The sequence below is a fragment of the Streptomyces bungoensis genome (assembly GCF_001514215.1).
GTDB lineage: Bacteria > Actinomycetota > Actinomycetes > Streptomycetales > Streptomycetaceae > Streptomyces > Streptomyces bungoensis.
This window is the reverse complement of sequence record NZ_KQ948862.1, coordinates 236,556-253,163: the sequence shown is the minus strand read 5'-3', so window position 1 is coordinate 253,163 and position 16,608 is coordinate 236,556. Positions and strand designations below refer to the sequence as shown.

The following is a 16,608-nucleotide window of genomic DNA, read 5'->3' as shown; positions in this document are numbered from 1 at the left end:
GGTTCCAGAGAAGTCCACAGGCTCACGCCGCGACGCTAGGCGGGGCGTGAGCCTGGCGGAGCGGACGGACGGGCAGAGTCGGGCCGCGCGAAGGGCGGGGGCGTTGCCCTTGCGGACACCCGGACGGCCGGCTCAGGTGCGCGGCGCCCGGGTTCCGGTCGCCGTCAGGATGAACTGGGCGTAGGAGTCGGCGTTCATCAGGGCACGCTGCCCCATGGCGTACCAGTTCGGCTGCTTCCTCGGAGTGGGCTCGTCCTTGCCGGTGTACTCGCCGGGATCGCGGACGGCGCGCTTGCCGAGCATCGCGGCGTCACGCGCCGCCGCCTCGCCCGGCATGATCGCGGCGAGTCCGGCCTCGTAGTTCTCCTCCTCCAGCTCCTGGGGATACGGGCTGTACTGGTAGTCCAGGGTGCCGGCGAACCGGTGGGTGGCCTCATGGATGATGTACCAGGCGTTCTGGCCTATCCCCGTCAGGTGGATCGGGCCGGAGCGCCCCGCGTCCGTGGTGGGGAGCTCTTCGCTCTTCTGCTGGTTCGGCTTGAAGATGCGGTTGGCGAGGTCACTGGTGCTGGGGGCCACCCAGCCGGCGACGTCCGCCGGGGTGCCGGTTCCCTCGCCGACCAGGGCGATCTCCGCGCCCGCCGAGTTCAGGCCGGCCTGGATGCGGCCCACGACCTCGGTGACCCGGGGCAGGAAGACCGCGATCTGCTGGGGCGTCGCGGTACGGAACGCGGGGAAGCCCGAGTGGAGCCCGGCCAGCAGCGCGCCGGCGGGGTTGCCGCCCGCCGCCCTCAGCATGGCCAGCACCGCCGCGATCTTCTCCTTGGCCTCGACGACCGCCCGGCGGGTCCGGGTCTCGATGCCCGGGTAGTCACGGTCCGGGATGCTGCCCTTCTTGGAGAACGCGACGTTCGCGCTGCTGTGGTGCTCCTGGGTCACGTCGTCGTACCGGTCGCCCGGCCGCGGGGTGACCCCGGCGGCGATGCCCAGTTGCCCGGAGGTGCGAACGTCGGCGGGGTTGGTCGTGTTCTGCCAGTGGACCTGCTGGCCGCCGATGGGGTGCTGGAAACTGGAGCCGGGTACGAACTCCCAGGTGGTGCGCTGGATCATGGGCGTGCCGTGCCCGCCCGCGGTCGCGGGTGCGGCGGCCGTCCCCTCGGCACGGATGGGCTGGACGGGCACCGGGCCGCTCATCACCTGCCGGGCCTTGTCGACCGCGTGCCGTTCGCCCGAGTCGTCCTCGCTGGACATGCGCACGCCGAAGCCGGTGTCCGTGCCGGGCACGGGGCCCGCCATCTGGTCCTCGACATGGGTCAGTTCGTGCGCCCAGTCCTCCTTGGTCATGGCGTTGGGGGCCACCACGTTGTTTCCCGAGGTGTAGGCCTTCGCCCGCAGCTCCGCCGCCGACTCACGCGCCAGGGTGCCGGTGTGCACGCGCACGTGGCTGAAGTCGGCGCCGCCGAAGCGGGCTTCCATCTCCCGCTGGATCGTCGGGTCCATCCGCTGCCCGGGGGACGCGAGCACCTTGTGGACCAGGGCCTGGCGCTGCACCGACGGCTCGTGCCCGCAGCCCGCGCCGTGCTCGTGCCGCTCCTGCTCCACCGCGCGCGCCACCGCAGCGTTGCCCGCGGTGCGCTGGAGGGCGATCAGCCCGGCGGCGGTGCCGTTCAGGGGAGCACGCGAGGTGACCGGGGCGGCCGGGAGGCGGGAACCCGCGCTCGGGGTGGTCTGCTTGCGGTCCTCCGGTGCGTGCATGAACTACCTTTCCGGCCCTGCTGCGGCGGCGTTTCCGCTGCCCGCGTCCCACTGGCTTCGCGTATCGGCTCTCCCTACGGGTACGGGCCCCGGGCCGGGCGGGCAAGGGCCGCGGGGGCAGACTCGGGGGCACTTCCGCCCGGCGGTCCCGGGGCACCGGCGTACGAGGAGCAGCCGCCCGCGTGTGAGTCGGCCCGGGGTTCGGCGGTGCGTCGGCGGCGGCTGCCCCAACGGGCATGCCCGGGGGCAACGGGAATGCCCCCGGAAGGGGACCGGCGGACGTTTCCAGGCCGCCGCGCGCGCGTGAGGCTGGGGGGCGTTCCTGTCTCGTACCCCGAGGAGAGCAGAGCATGCCGTCCTACCTGTCGCCCGGCGTCTACGTCGAGGAGGTGGCCAGCGGCTCGCGCCCCATCGAGGGGGTGGGCACGTCGGTCGCGGCCTTCGTGGGGCTCGCGCCGACCGGTCCGCTGAACGAGCCGACCCTGGTGACCAACTGGAGCCAGTACGTCGCCTCCTTCGGCGAGTTCACCGAGGGGTACTACCTCGCGCACTCCGTCTACGGCTTCTTCAACAACGGCGGCACCGCGGCCTACGTGGTCCGTGTCGGCGGCTCCGCCGAGGGCGCGGCCGCCGACGGTTCGGCCGGCACCGCCCCCGCCGCCGTGACCGGTTCCGCCGCCCCGGCCGCGCTGCCGCCGGCCGAGCCTCAGCAGCTCGGCACGTTCTCGGTGGCGGCCATCGCCCCGGGCAGCACCGGCTCGCTGAGCGTCGAGGTCGCCGACCCGGAGGGCGAGGGCCCGGCCGAGCGGTTCCGGCTGATCGTCAAGGACGGGGACAAGCCCGTCGAGAACTTCGACGTGACCGCCAAGAAGGGCGGCCGGAACTACGTCGTCACGCAGGTGAAGGAGCGCTCCAAGCTCATAACCGTCACCGAGGCCGCGCCGGCCGCGCAGCTGGCCCGGCCGGACAACCAGACGGTGGCCCTCGCGACCCCGTCCGCCGCTCCGGCCTCCCCCGCCGCACCGTCGTCCGCCGCGCCGGACGCCTCGCACCCGGGGCCGGCCCACTACCTCGGCGACTCCGCCGACCGCACCGGTTTCGGCGGTCTGGAGGCCATCGACGAGATCTCGATGGTCGCGGTGCCCGACCTGATGGCCGCCTACCAGCGCGGCGCGATCGACCTGGAGGCCGTCAAGGCGGTCCAGCTCGGGCTGATCGCGCACTGCGAGCTGATGGGTGACCGGGTCGCGGTCATCGACCCGCCGCCGGGCATGAACGCCCGTCAGATCCGTGTCTGGCGGCAGGAGACGGCCGGCTACGACTCCAAGTACGCGGCCCTGTACTACCCGTGGATCAAGACGTTCGACCCGGCCAGCGGCCAGTCCCGGCTGGTCCCGCCGAGCGGCCACATCGCCGGCGTCTGGGCCCGCAACGACTCCGAGCGCGGGGTGCACAAGGCGCCCGCGAACGAGGTCGTCCGCGGCGCGGTCGACCTGGAGATCCAGATCACCCGCGGCGAGCAGGACCTGCTCAACCCGATCGGCGTGAACTGCATCCGCGCGTTCCCGGGCCGGGGTATCCGGGTGTGGGGCGCCCGCACGCTGTCCTCCGACCCGGCCTGGCGCTACCTCAACATCCGCCGGTACTTCAACTACCTGGAGGAGTCGATCCTCATCGGCACCCAGTGGGTGGTGTTCGAGCCGAACGACCACGCCCTGTGGGCCCGGATCCGGCGCAACATCTCGGCGTTCCTGGTCAACGAGTGGCGCAGCGGTGCGCTGTTCGGCCAGCGGCCCGAGGAGGCGTACTACGTCAAGTGCGACGAGGAGACCAACCCGCCGGAGTCGGTCGACGTCGGCCGGGTCGTGTGCGAGATCGGCATCGCGCCGGTCAAGCCCGCCGAGTTCGTCATCTTCCGGCTGGCCCAGTTCTCCAGCGGAAGCGGGGAGTTGGAGGAGTAGGCCCGGCCTCGCCTCCGTACGCCCTTTCCCCATGCTCAGCAGGACCTAGAAGGACAGCGAACACATGAGTCTCCAGCCGGGTGACGCCCTCACCTCACACAATTTCGGCCTGCAGATCGACGGCGTGATGGTCGAGTACCTGGCCGAGGTCAGCGGCCTCAGCATCGAGCAGGACGTCATCACCTACCAGCAGAACACCCCCAACGGCCAGAACGTGGTCAAGAACCTGCCGGGTGTGAAGAAGAACGGCACCTGCACGGTCGTCCGCGGTATGACCCAGTCGGCCTCGTTCACCCAGTGGATCAACGAGTCCATCACCGGCCAGATGACCACGGCCCGCAAGAACGCCTCGATCATCATGATGGACTTCCAGAACAACCCGGTGAAGCGCTACCACCTGCGCAACGCCTGGTGCAGCAAGATCGACGCGAGCACGGTGAAGGCGGGCGAGGCCTCCGCCCTCACCGAGACCGTGACCATCACGTTCGAAGAACTGGTCATCGAGTAATGCGGCGTACGGCTGCCAGGGCCGGCGGCGCCGTCTCCCACGTCGGCGCGGAGGCGCCGGCGGAGGAGACGGGCGCGGACCTGCCGGTGCCGGAGCCGATGCCGGCCCCGGCGCCCGCCCCCGCGCGGCAACAGGACGTGCTGCGCACCGAGTTCCCGTTCCAGTTGCCGCGCGGGTACGTCGACGAGTCGGGCACCGTCCACCGGGACGGTGTGATGCGCCTGTCGACGGCGCGGGACGAACTCGTCCCGCTGCGCGACGTGCGGGTGCAGGAGAACCCGGCGTTCCTGTCGGTGGTGCTGCTGGGCCGGGTGATCACCCGGCTCGGCACGCTGCCCCTGGTGCACGACGGGATCGTGGAGAACATGTTCGCCTCCGACCTGGCGTTCCTGCAGGACTTCTACCGCCAGATCAACGCGGAGGGCCACACCCGGGCGGCGGTCAACTGCCCGCACTGCTCGGAGGCGTTCGAGGTGGAACTCGGCGGGAGCCGCCTGGGGGAATCGTGACGTACGCGACCGACCGGCTGCACGAGGAGATCGCGTACGTCGCCTACCACTTCCACTGGAGCCTGGAGGAGATCCTGGACCTGGAACACCAGGACCGCCGCCGCTACACGGACCAGATCGCGTCGCTGGTGACGCGGGCCGGCGCGGAGGGCTGAGCGGTGGGTTTCCTGGACCGGTTCCGCGGGCGGGGCACCGCCGGCGAGGGGGCGTCCGTCGGCAGCGGCGTCTCCGCAGGCAGCGGCGTCTCCCCCGGCAACGGCGTCTCCGCAGGCGACGGCGTTGCCGCGGGCACCCCGGACTCCGCGCCCGCGCCGGAGGCCGTGAGCGGTGACGTCCGGGCGGGCGGACGGCCCGTGGTGGCGGCCTCGTGGCCGGGACTGCCGCCGATCCAGCGGGCCATGGCCCCGGGCCCGGCCGGGGTCGCCGACGCGGGATTCGGCGGGCGGCTGCCGACGTGGCAGAACCCCATGCTCATGGGCACGGCGTCCCACTCGGTGCTGGACGGCCGGTCGAGCGCGACGCTCGGCGGCACGCCCTTCCGTCCGGACTCCGCACGACCGGTGCCGGGACTCGAACGCGCTGCGGGCGCCTTGCCGTTGGCCGGGCCGCCCGGCGGACCGAGGGTGCAGCGGACCCCGGCGGTACCGCTGCGGCTGATTCCGCCGCGGGTGCCGGGGGCGGCGGGCTCCACGGCGCCGGTGAGCCCGGTGAGTTCCTCCGGTTCCGCGGCCGCTCGTACGGGCAGGTCGGACGCCGGTGGTCCGGTGGGCGCGGCGCCGACCGTCCCGGTGGTGTCGCCGCAGCCGCCCTCCCTCCCGGCCGTCACGACGCCGTCCCCGGCTCCCGGGGTGCGGGTGACGCCGGTACCGTCGCGCCCTTCCCCTTCGTCCCGGCCGGCGTCCCTCACCCGGGCGCGGTCCGAGGCGACGGTCCAGCGACGAGCGCTGCCGGTCACGCGGCGGCTCCCCGGTCCCACGGGTGGCGCGTCACCGGCGGCCGCAGGCGGTACGCCCGTACAGGGGGCGGACGGCGGCCGGGACGCGGGAGCCCACCGGGCCGAAGCGGAGCCCGGCGCCGACCGGCCGGCCGTCCCGCCTGCCGGCGTGAGCGGTCCGGCCGTCGTTCAGCGCTCGCTGAGCGAGGGCTCCGCCACGCCGGCCGATCGCGTCCGGCCCAGGGCGGCGCAAGGCGGCCCGGCCACCGCCGACACCGTGCCGACCACCGCACCCGGACGTGACGGCACGCCCAGCGGTCCCGTGCGGCCGTCGGCCCCACGTCCGGCCACATCCGGCCCGGCCGGGACGCCGTCTTCCGTGCAACGCCGGCCGGACGGCGACTCCGACCGCTCCCGGCCCGCATCCGCATCCGCGTCCGCGTCCGCACAGGAAAGTCCCGGTGCCGCCATCACGTCGGCGTCGACCGCCCGTTCGGCCACACCCGGCCCCGGCGGAACGCCGCCTTCCGTGCAGCGCCAGCCGGCCGGCGACTCCCACCGCCCCCGACCCGCGTCCGCGCAGAGCGGCACGGCTGGAGACACCGCGCGCTCCGAAGCCCCGAGCCCGGCGGCTCCCCGCCCCGGCGGAACGCCGCGGCCCGTGTCCGCCCAGGAGAGTACGGCTGCCGGCACTACGCCGGCCTCGACCACCCGCCCGGCCACACCCGGCCCCGGCGGAACGCCGCCTTCCGTGCAACGCCAACCGGCCGACTCCCACCGCCTGCGGCCCTCGGCCCCACGCCCGGCGACACCCGGCGCCGGCGGAACGTCACAGCCTGCGCCCGGGCCCGCCTCCGTACCGAGCAGCGGGGCCGCAGGCATTACGCCGGCCTCGACCACCCGCCCGGCCACACCCGGCCCCGGCGGAACGCCGCCTTCCGTGCAACGCCAGCCGGCCGGCGACTCCCACCGCCCCCGACCCGCGTCCGCGCAGGGCAGCGCGGCTGCCGACAGCACGCCTTCCGAAATCCCGCGCCCGGCCGCTCCCCACCCCGGCGGAGCGCCCCGGCCTGCGTCCGCCCAGGGAGGCGTGCCTGGTGACACCGCGCCGGCCACGGCAGCCCGACGGGGCGGCACGCCGAGCACTCCCGTGCCGCCCACGCCCCCACGCCCGGCGACGCCCCGCCCCGGTGGGACGCCACCCCTCGTGCGGCGCCAGTCGGCCACCGGCTCCGGCCGCCCCCGCCCCGCGTCGTCCGAGCCCGCCCGTGCGACGGGTGGCCTCGGGCGTCCCACGGCCGCCCCGGCCACTGCACAGCCGCCCTCGGCGACGACACCCCCGCCGGCCAACGCGGTGCGAGCCGGGGACGCCGGGGACAGGAACGGCACCGGCTCCCCGGCACCGGCCCCGAGCCCCGCCCCCGTACAGCGGACGACGGGTCGCCCCGGCGAGGTGCCGCCGCCCGCGCAGCGAGCGGCGGACGACCCGGCGGCCCCGGCCGCCCAGCCGGTTCAGCGCATCGCCGGCTCCGCGAGCCCGGCCGCGGCACCCGGGGCCGACCTCGTCGGCCCGCCCGTGGCGAACGCGGCCGGGTCCACGCCCCTGCCCGCCCCAAGCGAGTCGGACACCGCACGCCTCGCCGTCGACCCCGCGCATCGAACCGCCGCGCCGGGCGCAGCCTCCGCGCGTCCGCCCGCCGGCCCCGGACGTCCGCCGGCGCCCCCCGCGCCCGACGCCCCGCGCCCGTCTGCCGTCGGCGCCACCCCGCCCGTCCAGCGAAGCCTCGCCCGCCGCACGCCCCGTCCGGGCCTCGGCGCCCCGATCTCGCCACAGCCGTCCGCCTCAACGGCGCCGGCGGCCTCACCCGGCCCTCGGGCACAGGCGGGCACACCGGTCGAACCGGCTTCCACGGCCCGCCCCGTCCAGCCCACCGCCACCACTCCGTCCAACCCACCGACCAACCCACCGGTGCAGCGCACGGCCGCCACCGCACCGGGCGCACCGGCCCACCTACCTCAACCAGCCCCGGCCCCGACTCCGGCCGATGCGCCCACTGGACCGGTCCCGGCACCCCTCCCCGGCGCACACGTCGAACCGGGCACGCCGATCCAGCGCATCACGCCGGCCCCATCCAGCTCCCCGGTCCAGCGCCCGCCTGCCACGGCACCGAACCAGCCGGGTTCCACCCACACCCCCGTCCGGCCCAGCGCCCCCGACAGTCCCTCCCCCGTCCCCAGCTCACCCGCGCTCCCCCTGGCGAAGCCGTCCGCCGCCACCACCGGCCCCCGCGCCACCAGCGTTCAGCGCATCCCGTCCACCACAGGCACGGCGCACAGCCGGCCCATGCGCCGCTCCCCCCTCGGCGCACCCCTGGCCACCGCGCCCGCCGGCACCGCGCCCCTCGCCGTCCGCCACGCACCGGCCGGGCAGCAGCAGGCTCAAGCCCCGGTCCCGGCACCGCAGGCCGGCTCCCCCACGGAGAACCCGACCGTCGTACCCCAGTCACCGCCGGCGAACGCCAATCCCGCTGCCCAGCGCACGGCGCCCCCGCCCGCCCCCGTCCAGCGCAAGGCGACCGCCACCCCACCCCACCAGGACCACAGCCGCACTCCCCTGCCGGTCGTCCCGCTCACCCCGCCCCCGGGCGCCGCGGACCCCTCCGGCCCGGCCGCCGCCGCGCTCCCCGTGGTCCAGCGCCTCGGCTGGGGCCGCAAGAAGCCGGACGGCAAGCCGGCCGCCAAGTCGGCGACAGGCGCCCTCGCGGCCGCCGCCGCGGCCACCGTCGCAGGCAGCCTCGCCCAGCCGCCCGTCACCCGCCGGGCCGACGCCCCGCCCCCGCCGTACCAGCCCCACGGCGGCGAGGCCCCGCCCCCCTCCGCGCCCCGTCCCGGCGATCCACCCCCGCCGGGCTACCAGGCCGTCCCCCCGGGGGCGTTCGACCCGCGGGAGCTGACCGACTTCCAGCTTGACGAACTCGTGCACCGGATCATCGGCCGGATCACCCGCCTGATCCGCACCGAACTCCGCCTGGACCGCGAACGGATCGGCAGGCTCCGCGACCCCCGCCGCTGACCGCACCGGCAACCCCACGTCCGACACCGTCCGACACCGTCCGACACCGACCGAGAACGACCGCGAACGACAGAAAGGCCCACCTGCGATGTCCCGCCAGGACCCGGGCTCCACCATCTGGTTCACCCTCAGCATCGACGGCGAGAGCCTCGGCTACTTCAACGGATGCGAGGGGCTGTCGTCCCAGGTGGAGGTCGAGCACCGCCAGGAGGGCGGCAACAACGGCTTCGTCTGGGTGCTGCCGACCCGCGTGACCTTCTCCACCATCCGGCTGACCCGCCCGATCACGCCGGACACGGCGAAGGTCGCGAAGTGGATCTCGTCCGTGCAGACGGGCATCAAGCGGCCCACCGCCCAGATCGCGGCCCTGCGCGCGGACGGCTCGGAGGTGGCCCGCTGGGGGCTGATCGACGTGCTGCCGGTGAGCTGGACCGGGCCCACCCTCGACCCCGCGAGCCCGGCCGTGGCGACCGAGGTGCTGGAGATCGCCCACCACGGGTTCACGGACTGAAGGGGGACGGACGACCATGGCCAAGGGCAGCAAGGGCGGCGCGGGCAAGAGCCTGGTGCGCGCCACGCTCGCGATCCACGAACCGCCCGTCGGCGGCAGCACGACACCCGGCGGGATCATCCGGACGTTCGGCTTCGACTTCAACCCGGCGCAGCTGTCGCTGACCCGGCACGCCGAGTGGAAGACCACGCCCGCGCAGATCGAACGGGACGGCTCCCTGCCGGAGTTCATGGGGTCCCGGCCGCGGGAGATGAGCGTGGAGATCTTCCTGGACTCCTCCGACGAGCCGTCCAGCAACACCGTGCTGAAGAAGGTCGAGTCGCTGCTCGACTGCTGCGAGGTGACGACCAAGAGCATCGCCGCCAAGCAGCCCTCCCCGCCCTGGGTGGTGCTCCAGTGGGGTTCCTTCTCCACCGCCCGGTTCACGGCCTACGTCAGTTCCGTGGAGGCCACGTACACCCTCTTCGGGACGACCGGCGTGCCCATCCGCGCCACCTGCCGGCTGCAACTGCACGAGATACCGAGCAAGACCAAGGGGCAGAACCCGACCTCGGGCGCGCTCACCGCGCGGCGCGTGCACCGCGTCGTGGCGGGCGACTCGCTGCAGTCGCTGGCCTGGCGGGAGTACGGCAACGCCGCCGCGTGGCGGGCCATCGCCGAGGCCAACGGCATCGACGACCCCGCGCACCTGCCGGCCGGTGCCGAACTGGTGCTGCCCGCCGCCGAGGAGGTGCGTGCCTGATGGTGCGGTCCGCGTTCTCGAACGTCGTCGACGTGCGGATCGGGGGTGCCAAGCTGCCCACCGAGTTCGCCCGGGCCCTCGTCGACAGTCACGTCGACCAGGGCGTCGGCGTGCCGGCCGCGTTCCGGCTCACCTTCCGGGACCCGTACCGGCTGCTCCTCGGCAAGCTGGGCGTCACCTTCGGCACGCCGGTGGTGCTGGCCCCCGTGGCCGACGGGCAGGGGGCCGCCGATCCGCTGCTGACCGGGGAGGTCACCGCCCTGGAGGCCGACTACGACGGCACCGGCACCTTCACCGTGATCCGCGGCTACGACCTCGGGCACCGCCTGCTGCGCCAGCGCCGGGTGGCCGCCTACCGCAACCAGAGCGCCTCCGACATCGCCCGGAAGCTGGCCGCGCAGGACGGGGTGCCCGTCGGGCGGATCGAGTCGACGAAGACGGTGTACGAGTTCATCAGCCAGTCCAACGTCACCGACTGGGACTTCCTCGCGCGGCTCGCCGACGAGAACGAGATGGTGATGTCGGTCGACGCGGACGGCAAGTTCCAGTTCGTCAGGCCCAAGTCGGCGTCCGGGGCGCCCTCGCCGAACACCGACGGCGACAAGAGCCCGTTCGTCCTCCAGGCCGGGCACGACATCCTGCGGCTGCGGGCCGCCGTGACCGCCGCCGACCAGGTCGGCAAGGTGGAGTCGCGCGGGTGGGACGTGACGACGAAGAAGAAGCTCACCGCCACCTCGCCCGCCACGGCCAACCCGGGCATCACGATCGGCGCCACCCCGGGCACGGCCGCGGGGAAGTTCAAGACGGCGAAGCTGGTCGACACGGCCACGCCGTACGACAAGCAGAGCGAGGTGAAGTTCGCCGCCGACGCCCTCGCCGACGACGTCACCGGCTCGTTCGCCGAACTGGAGGTCGTCGCGCGCGGAAACCCCAGACTGCGGCCGGGAGTCCCGGTGGCGCTGGCGGACGTGGGCGAGCCGTTCGAGGGCAAGTACACCGTCACCTCCGTCCGGCACGTCTTCGGCGACGGCAAGCACTACGAGGTGTGGGTGACGGTCAGCGGCCGGCAGTGGCGTTCGCTGTACGGGCTCAGCTCCGGCGGCGCGGACACCGCGCCCCGGCTGCCCAGCGTGGCCAACGCCCTGGTCACCGACGTGAACGATCCGCTGAAGCAGGGGCGGGTGCGGCTGCAGTTCCCGTGGCTGGACGACACCTACGTCAGCGACTGGACGCGCACGGTGCAGATGGGCGGCCTCGGCGGCGGCGGCATCTTCCCGATGGACGTCAACGACGAGGTGCTGGTCGCGTTCGACCGGGGAGCCCTCGACCACCCGTTCGTGATCGGCGGGCTCTACAACGGCAAGGACAAGCCGACCGTGGTCGGTGACGTGCCGCTGCACGACACCGTGCGCAAGAAGGCGAGCCGGCACACCGTCTCCGACCGGGACGGCAACCGCATGGACCTGCTCAGCCAGAAGACCGGCGGCCGCAAGCAGGGCGTCCGGCTGACGTCCGGCGACAAGCGGCTGGTCATCAACCTGGACCGGACGAACACCGAGATCGTCGTGGACAGCAAGGGCGACGTCACCATCAAGGGCAGCCGGTCGGTGTCGGTGTCCGCGGGAGCCGATCTCACGCTCACCGCCCGGCGCAACCTGACCATCAAGAGCGGCGGCGCGCTCAGCATCGACAGCGCCGCCATGGTCAACGTGAAGGCCGGCGCCGAGATCGGGCTGGCGGCGACGGGCGCCCTGAACATGAGCGCCGTGGGCGAGGCGAGCCTCACCGGCGGGGCCACCGTGCAGATCTCGTCGGCCGTCAACACGACCGTCAAGGCGCCGACCACCCTGGTCGCGTCCCCCGTGTTCGGCGTCACCACCATCCCCGTGCCGATGGTGATCCCGTGACCGTTTCCGTGGAAGGCGGGGTGCGTCCCTGATGGCCGAGCAGTTCGTCGGTTCCGGCTGGTCGTTCCCGCTGCGCATCGGGCCGACCGGCGGCATCGCCCTGGTCAGCGGCGAGCGGGAGATCGAGGAGGCGATCCGGCTGGTGCTGTCCACCGCGCCGGGCGAGCGCCCGATGCGGCCGGACTTCGGCTGCGCGATCCACGACCTGGTGTTCGCGCCGGTCAACGAGCAGACCGCGGGCCGCATCCAGCACGAGGTGTACGTCAGCCTGGACCGCTGGGAGCCGCGCATCGAGGTCGAGGACGTCGAGGTCACGGCCGGCTCGGACCGCAGCGTGCTCTACATCGACGTCCGCTACTCGATCCGCGGCACCAACAACCCGCGCAGCCTGGTCTTCCCGTTCTACGTCATTCCGTCCCACGACGAGCCGGACGGCACCTCGCCGGCTCCGGAAAGCGACCGCTGATGGCCCTGCCCTCCCCCAACCTCGACGACCGCCGCTTCCAGCAGTTCGTCGACGACGCCAAGCGCTACATCCAGCAGCGCGCCCCGGAGTGGACCGACCACAACGTCTCCGACCCCGGCGTGACCCTGGTCGAGACGGTCGCCCACATGGCCGACCAGATCGTCTACCGGCTCAACCGGGTGCCGGAGAAGAACCACCTGGCCTTCCTGGACCTGGTGGGGATCACGCTGTTCCCGCCGTCCGCCGCCCGCACGGACGTCACGTTCTGGCTGTCGGCGCCGCAGGAGGAGCCGATCGCCGTGCCGGTCGGCACCGAGGTCGCCACCATGCGCACCGAGAGCGAGGAGGCGGTCGTCTTCGCCACCGAGCGGGAACTGAGCGTCGTGCCCTGCGAGTTGCGGCACCTGCTGGTGCAGCACCGGGGCGAGGCGGCGGTGGAGCGGACGCACGACCTCGCCGAGGAGGAGAAGGACCTGCTGTGCTTCTCGGAGTCCCCGGATCCCGGCGACTGCATGCTGCTCGGCCTCACCGCCGCCGTGCCGCACTGCGCGCTCGCCCTGAACCTCGACAGCCGGGTGGACGGCGTCGGCGTGGACCCGCGCCAGCCGCCCCTGGTGTGGGAGGCGTGGACGGCGGACGGCTGGCAGCCCTGCGAGGTCGACCGGGACGGCACCGGCGGCCTGAACCGCCCGGGTGAGGTGGTCCTGCACGTCCCCGGCGGGCACGTGCTGTCCCGCAACGCCGGGCAGGAGGCGGGCTGGGTCCGCTGCCGGGTCACCGAACCGGCCCCCGGCCAGCCCTTCTACACCACCTCCCCCACCGTCCGGGCCGCCGAGGCGTTCACCGTCGGCGGCACCACGTCCGCCGTCCACGCGGAGACGGTGTACGACGAGGCGCTCGGCGAGTCCAGCGGGCTGCCCGGGCAGCGGCTGCGGCTCGCGCACGCGCCCGTGGTCGGGGACGACCCGCCGGTGCTGCTGCAGACCGCCGAGCACGACGGCTGGGTGGACTGGCGGGTCGTGCCGCACTTCGCGGCCTCGGGTCCGGACGACCGGCACGTCACGCTGGACGCCACGACCGGCGTGATCGCCTTCGGCCCGGCCGTGCGCGAGCCGGACGGTTCCCTGCGCCAGTACGGCACGGTCGCCCCCAAGGGCGCCCCGATCCGCGCCCGCCGCTACCGCACCGGCGGCGGCCGGGCGGGCAACGTCGCCCGGGGCGCGGTGCAGATCCTGCGCACCTCCATCCCGTACGTCTCCGAGGTCGTCAACCGGGAGGCCGCGCGCGGCGGGGTCGACGGGGAGACGGTGGAGGAGGCGAAGGTCCGCGCGCCGATCACCCTGCGCGCCCAGGAGCGGGCGGTGACCCTGCGCGACTACGAGGAGCTGGCCCGCCGCGCCGCCCCCGAGACCGCGCGCATCACCTGCCTGGAGGGCGAGGAGGGCGAGCACGGGGCGTACGCGGTGCGGGTGCTGGTCGTCCCGCAGGCGGTCGCGGACCCGGGCGGGCGGCTGCGGTTCGAGCAGCTGGTGCCCGGCGACGCCCTGCTGGACCGCATCACCCGGCACCTGGACGAACGGCGGCTGATCGGCACCCGGCTGGCGGTGGGGCCGCCGTACTACCAGGGAGTGACGGTGGTGGCCACGGTGCACGCCTTCCGGGGCGCCGACACCGACCGGGTGCGGCGGCAGGCGCACGACGCGCTCTACCGGCACCTCGACCCGCTGACCGGCGGCGCGGACGGCAGGGGCTGGCCGTTCGGGCGGCCCGTGCAGGCCGGTGAGGTGTTCGCGGTGCTGCAGCGCGTCCCGGGGGTGGAGCTGGTCGACCAGGTGGTGCTGCACCCGGCCGACCCGCTGACCGGGAAGCGCGGTGAGGCGACCGACCGCATCGACCTGTCCCCGCCCTCGCTGGTGTTCTCCTTCGACCACCGCGTCCGGGTGATCGGGGACGGCGCCTGATGAGAGGTTCCATCGACGGTCTCGGCTCCTCCGCGCCGATCGGCATGATGCTGCCCGCCGTGTTCGCCGACGACGACCTGGCCCAGCGGTTCGTCGCCGGTCTCGACGAGGTGATCGCGCCGATCCACAGCGTGCTGGACTGCCTCGACACCTACTTCCGGCCGTCCCTCGCCCCGCTGGACTTCGCCCAGTGGCTGGGCGGCTGGGTCGGCGCGGAGACCGACGGCACCGAACCCGAGCCGCTGCTGCGGGCCGCCGTGGCCGCCGCCGCGCACCTGCACCGCATCCGCGGCACCCGGCGCGGGCTGGCCGAGGCGGTGCGGCTGGCGTTCGGCGTGGAACCGGAGATCAGCGAGAGCGGGGGCGCCGACTGGAGCGCCCGCCCGCTCGGCCCGGTCCCCGGCGAACCGCGCCCCCGGCTGCACGTCCACCTGCGGCTGCCCGACCCGACCCCCGCCGACCGGCACCGCCTGGACACCCTGGTGGCCGCCGCCCGTCCCGCCCACATGCCGTACACGGTCGAGGTGACCGCCGCGGAGCCCGCCCGTCCCGCCGAAAGGACCCCGGAGAGATGACGACCACCCAGAGCTGCGCCGAATGCGGCACCCGCGCGGAACCGGGGCAGTCGTTCTGCGACGCCTGCGGGGCGGTGCTCGACTGGACGGACCGGGCGACCGCCCGGGCGACGGCCGGAGCCCCGGCGGCAGCGGCCGACGGCGCCGGCGAGCGACCGGCGGGCGACTCGGTCAACACCGCGGCGGCCCGGCCCGGCGGAGCCTCCGCCGGCGGTTCGGCGACCCCGTCCGCCCCGGCCACCGCGTCCGCGCCCGCCCCGGCCGCCTCCACCGGCGGCTCGCCCTCCGGCTCCGCGGCCACCGGCACCTCCGCCGGCGCCCCGGCCGGCGAGGGCTCCGGCTGGGACGGGTTCACCCGCCGGGACGGCAGTACCGGCCTGCCCGGGCCCTCGCGGGACCTGCCGGCTCCGGGCGGCCCGGCCGAGGAGCCCGGGGCCCCGGCCGCCTCCGGCACCGCCCCGGACCGGGCCCCGTCCGCGTCCGCCGGAGCGGAGGACGGCGGGGGGAGCGCCGCCGCTGCCGCCGCCTCGCCCGAGGTCCCCGACACGGTCCCGTCGCCCGCCGTCGCACGTCCCGCGACCTCGGCCCCCGTGGACGAGACCGCCCCCACGGAGCCCGTCCCCGCCGCGCACCCGGCGACGGCCCCCGGCGACCCGGACTCCCCCGACGGCCTGACCGACCGCGCCCGCCGGCTCCTCGTGCCCGTCTCCGACCCGGACCCGCGCCCGGCCGCGACCCCGTCCGTCGCCCCGGTGCTGCCCGGCCGTCCGGCCCCCCAGCGCCCGCAGGTCGTCCGGGCCCCGGGTGAGGAGCTCGGCGCGGACGGCGGGGTCCCCTGCCCCTGGTGCGCCACGCGGAACCGGCCCGACCGGCACTACTGCACCCGGTGCGCGATGCCCATGGCCGGGGAGGGCCACTCCCCCGGCCGCCTGCCGTGGTGGCGCCGGCTGTGGGGCTTCGGCAGCCGGGAGACCCCGTGGGCCGGTGACCGCCCGCGGCTGCGCCGCGCCTTCGACCGCGTCCTGACCTGGCTCGGCGCGGCGATCGTGCTGACCCTGCTGATCGTGCTGGCCGTCAACATCCCCCAGGGTGTCCAGGCGACCCGCGACCACTTCGCCAAGCGCGCCCCGGTGGCCCCGGACCGGGTCACCGCGTCCCGCTCCTACCCGGGCCACAAGCCCGACCTCGCCTTCGACAAGCTCAACAACACCTGGTGGGGCCCCGGGGTCTCCCAGTCCGGGCAGGGCCAGTGGATCGAGGCCCGCTTCGACCAGCCCACCCGGCTGCTCGACCTGATCATCACGCCGGGCATGTCCACCCACGCCGACCAGCTCTCCAAGTCGGCCCTCCCGCACCGCGTCGAGGCCCGTGTCACGCTGGCCGACGGCAAGACCAAGACCCTGGACCTCACCCTCGACCAGGGTGCGGGCGCCCAGCGCCGCGCGTTCCGCGTGGGCGAGGTCAGCGCGGTCCGCTTCACCCTGGAGTCCGCCTACCAGCCCTCCGCGACCAAGCAGGTGGCGATCGCCGAGATCGAGTTCTTCGGCCCGTCGAACGCCAACTGACGCCCGGGACCGTACGCCCGGCGGCTTGCCCACCCTGGGGTCTGCCCCTGACAAGTCCCCCCAGTTCCGCACCAGTTGACGGGGGACTTGTCAGGGTCGCTCCCCTCCTCGCCGACGATCCGCCCGGCGCCGGCACTCCCC

14 protein-coding genes are annotated in these 16,608 nt (G+C 74.8%); 12 read left to right on the top strand and 2 right to left on the bottom strand.

The genetic code is table 11. The features are described from left to right. Positions 1 to 132: 132 nt before the first annotated feature. Complete coding sequence (locus tag AQJ66_RS36720) at positions 133 to 1,755, bottom strand: eCIS core domain-containing protein (protein ID WP_063804072.1); 1,623 nt, start codon at positions 1,753 to 1,755, stop codon at positions 133 to 135. Positions 1,756 to 2,105: 350 nt separating this feature from the next. Here AQJ66_RS36720 and AQJ66_RS23785 point away from each other — a divergent pair, with 350 nt between their 5' ends. The 4 genes from AQJ66_RS23785 to AQJ66_RS39465 all read left to right on the top strand — a co-directional run bounded on the left by AQJ66_RS23785 (position 2,106) and on the right by AQJ66_RS39465 (position 4,888). Next, positions 2,106 to 3,716: a phage tail sheath family protein gene (locus AQJ66_RS23785; RefSeq protein WP_061925930.1), complete on the top strand. Its 1,611-nt coding sequence runs from the start codon at positions 2,106 to 2,108 to the stop codon at positions 3,714 to 3,716. Between the two features lie 64 nt (positions 3,717 to 3,780). Then, the gene (locus tag AQJ66_RS23780) at positions 3,781 to 4,224 is read left to right on the top strand and encodes a phage tail protein (protein WP_061925927.1); all 444 of its coding nucleotides are present in this window, start codon (positions 3,781 to 3,783) and stop codon (positions 4,222 to 4,224) included. Beyond that, positions 4,224 to 4,733: a hypothetical protein gene (locus tag AQJ66_RS23775; RefSeq protein WP_061925923.1), complete on the top strand. Its 510-nt coding sequence runs from the start codon at positions 4,224 to 4,226 to the stop codon at positions 4,731 to 4,733. Before AQJ66_RS23780 ends, AQJ66_RS23775 begins: the two co-directional genes overlap by 1 nt. Next, positions 4,730 to 4,888, top strand: a complete 159-nt coding sequence (locus AQJ66_RS39465; RefSeq protein WP_167359181.1) for a DUF6760 family protein — start codon at positions 4,730 to 4,732, stop codon at positions 4,886 to 4,888. Before AQJ66_RS23775 ends, AQJ66_RS39465 begins: the two co-directional genes overlap by 4 nt. Here AQJ66_RS39465 and AQJ66_RS38955 read toward each other — a convergent pair. Next, positions 4,837 to 5,688 carry a hypothetical protein gene (locus AQJ66_RS38955; RefSeq protein WP_061925919.1) on the bottom strand — a complete coding sequence of 284 codons (852 nt, stop codon included), beginning with the start codon at positions 5,686 to 5,688 and terminating at the stop codon, positions 4,837 to 4,839. The genes AQJ66_RS39465 and AQJ66_RS38955 overlap by 52 nt on opposite strands. Positions 5,689 to 8,011: 2,323 nt before the next feature. Between AQJ66_RS38955 and AQJ66_RS39730 the strand changes: the two genes are divergently transcribed. The 8 genes from AQJ66_RS39730 to AQJ66_RS23730 all read left to right on the top strand — a co-directional run bounded on the left by AQJ66_RS39730 (position 8,012) and on the right by AQJ66_RS23730 (position 16,467). After that, a complete protein-coding gene (locus AQJ66_RS39730; protein ID WP_061925916.1) occupies positions 8,012 to 8,740 on the top strand; it encodes a hypothetical protein in 729 nt (242 codons plus the stop codon). Positions 8,741 to 8,828: 88 nt separating this feature from the next. Continuing rightward, complete coding sequence (locus AQJ66_RS23760; RefSeq protein WP_061925913.1) at positions 8,829 to 9,251, top strand: phage tail protein; 423 nt, start codon at positions 8,829 to 8,831, stop codon at positions 9,249 to 9,251. A 16-nt stretch (positions 9,252 to 9,267) separates the two neighbouring features. Further along, positions 9,268 to 9,993 carry a CIS tube protein gene (locus AQJ66_RS23755; protein WP_061925910.1) on the top strand — a complete coding sequence of 242 codons (726 nt, stop codon included), beginning with the start codon at positions 9,268 to 9,270 and terminating at the stop codon, positions 9,991 to 9,993. Further along, a complete protein-coding gene (locus AQJ66_RS23750) occupies positions 9,993 to 11,900 on the top strand; it encodes a VgrG-related protein (RefSeq protein WP_061925907.1) in 1,908 nt (635 codons plus the stop codon). Before AQJ66_RS23755 ends, AQJ66_RS23750 begins: the two co-directional genes overlap by 1 nt. Before the next feature lie 31 nt (positions 11,901 to 11,931). After that, positions 11,932 to 12,366 carry a GPW/gp25 family protein gene (locus AQJ66_RS23745; RefSeq protein ID WP_061925905.1) on the top strand — a complete coding sequence of 145 codons (435 nt, stop codon included), beginning with the start codon at positions 11,932 to 11,934 and terminating at the stop codon, positions 12,364 to 12,366. Further along, complete coding sequence (locus AQJ66_RS23740; protein WP_061925902.1) at positions 12,366 to 14,327, top strand: putative baseplate assembly protein; 1,962 nt, start codon at positions 12,366 to 12,368, stop codon at positions 14,325 to 14,327. The genes AQJ66_RS23745 and AQJ66_RS23740 overlap by 1 nt, the downstream gene beginning before the upstream one ends. Beyond that, the gene (locus AQJ66_RS23735) at positions 14,327 to 14,902 is read left to right on the top strand and encodes a phage tail protein (RefSeq protein WP_061925899.1); all 576 of its coding nucleotides are present in this window, start codon (positions 14,327 to 14,329) and stop codon (positions 14,900 to 14,902) included. The genes AQJ66_RS23740 and AQJ66_RS23735 overlap by 1 nt, the downstream gene beginning before the upstream one ends. Beyond that, positions 14,899 to 16,467, top strand: coding sequence for an NADase-type glycan-binding domain-containing protein (locus AQJ66_RS23730; RefSeq protein WP_061925897.1), 1,569 nt, complete (start codon positions 14,899 to 14,901; stop codon positions 16,465 to 16,467). Before AQJ66_RS23735 ends, AQJ66_RS23730 begins: the two co-directional genes overlap by 4 nt. The last annotated feature ends 141 nt before the right edge of the window (positions 16,468 to 16,608 follow it).

Excerpts from the sequence above, each read along its gene's own strand:
- AQJ66_RS23775 (WP_061925923.1), top strand. The coding sequence starts at position 4,224 with ATGCGGCGTACGGCTGCCAGGGCCGGCGGCGCCGTCTCCCACGTCGGC.
- AQJ66_RS23730 (WP_061925897.1), top strand. The coding sequence starts at position 14,899 with ATGACGACCACCCAGAGCTGCGCCGAATGCGGCACCCGCGCGGAACCG.
- AQJ66_RS23735 (WP_061925899.1), top strand. The coding sequence starts at position 14,327 with ATGAGAGGTTCCATCGACGGTCTCGGCTCCTCCGCGCCGATCGGCATG.
- AQJ66_RS23755 (WP_061925910.1), top strand. The coding sequence starts at position 9,268 with ATGGCCAAGGGCAGCAAGGGCGGCGCGGGCAAGAGCCTGGTGCGCGCC.
- AQJ66_RS23780 (WP_061925927.1), top strand. The coding sequence starts at position 3,781 with ATGAGTCTCCAGCCGGGTGACGCCCTCACCTCACACAATTTCGGCCTG.
- AQJ66_RS39730 (WP_061925916.1), top strand. The coding sequence starts at position 8,012 with ATGCGCCGCTCCCCCCTCGGCGCACCCCTGGCCACCGCGCCCGCCGGC.
- AQJ66_RS23750 (WP_061925907.1), top strand. The coding sequence starts at position 9,993 with ATGGTGCGGTCCGCGTTCTCGAACGTCGTCGACGTGCGGATCGGGGGT.
- AQJ66_RS23745 (WP_061925905.1), top strand. The coding sequence starts at position 11,932 with ATGGCCGAGCAGTTCGTCGGTTCCGGCTGGTCGTTCCCGCTGCGCATC.
- AQJ66_RS23740 (WP_061925902.1), top strand. The coding sequence starts at position 12,366 with ATGGCCCTGCCCTCCCCCAACCTCGACGACCGCCGCTTCCAGCAGTTC.
- AQJ66_RS36720 (WP_063804072.1), bottom strand. The coding sequence starts at position 1,755 with ATGCACGCACCGGAGGACCGCAAGCAGACCACCCCGAGCGCGGGTTCC.
- AQJ66_RS23785 (WP_061925930.1), top strand. The coding sequence starts at position 2,106 with ATGCCGTCCTACCTGTCGCCCGGCGTCTACGTCGAGGAGGTGGCCAGC.
- AQJ66_RS23760 (WP_061925913.1), top strand. The coding sequence starts at position 8,829 with ATGTCCCGCCAGGACCCGGGCTCCACCATCTGGTTCACCCTCAGCATC.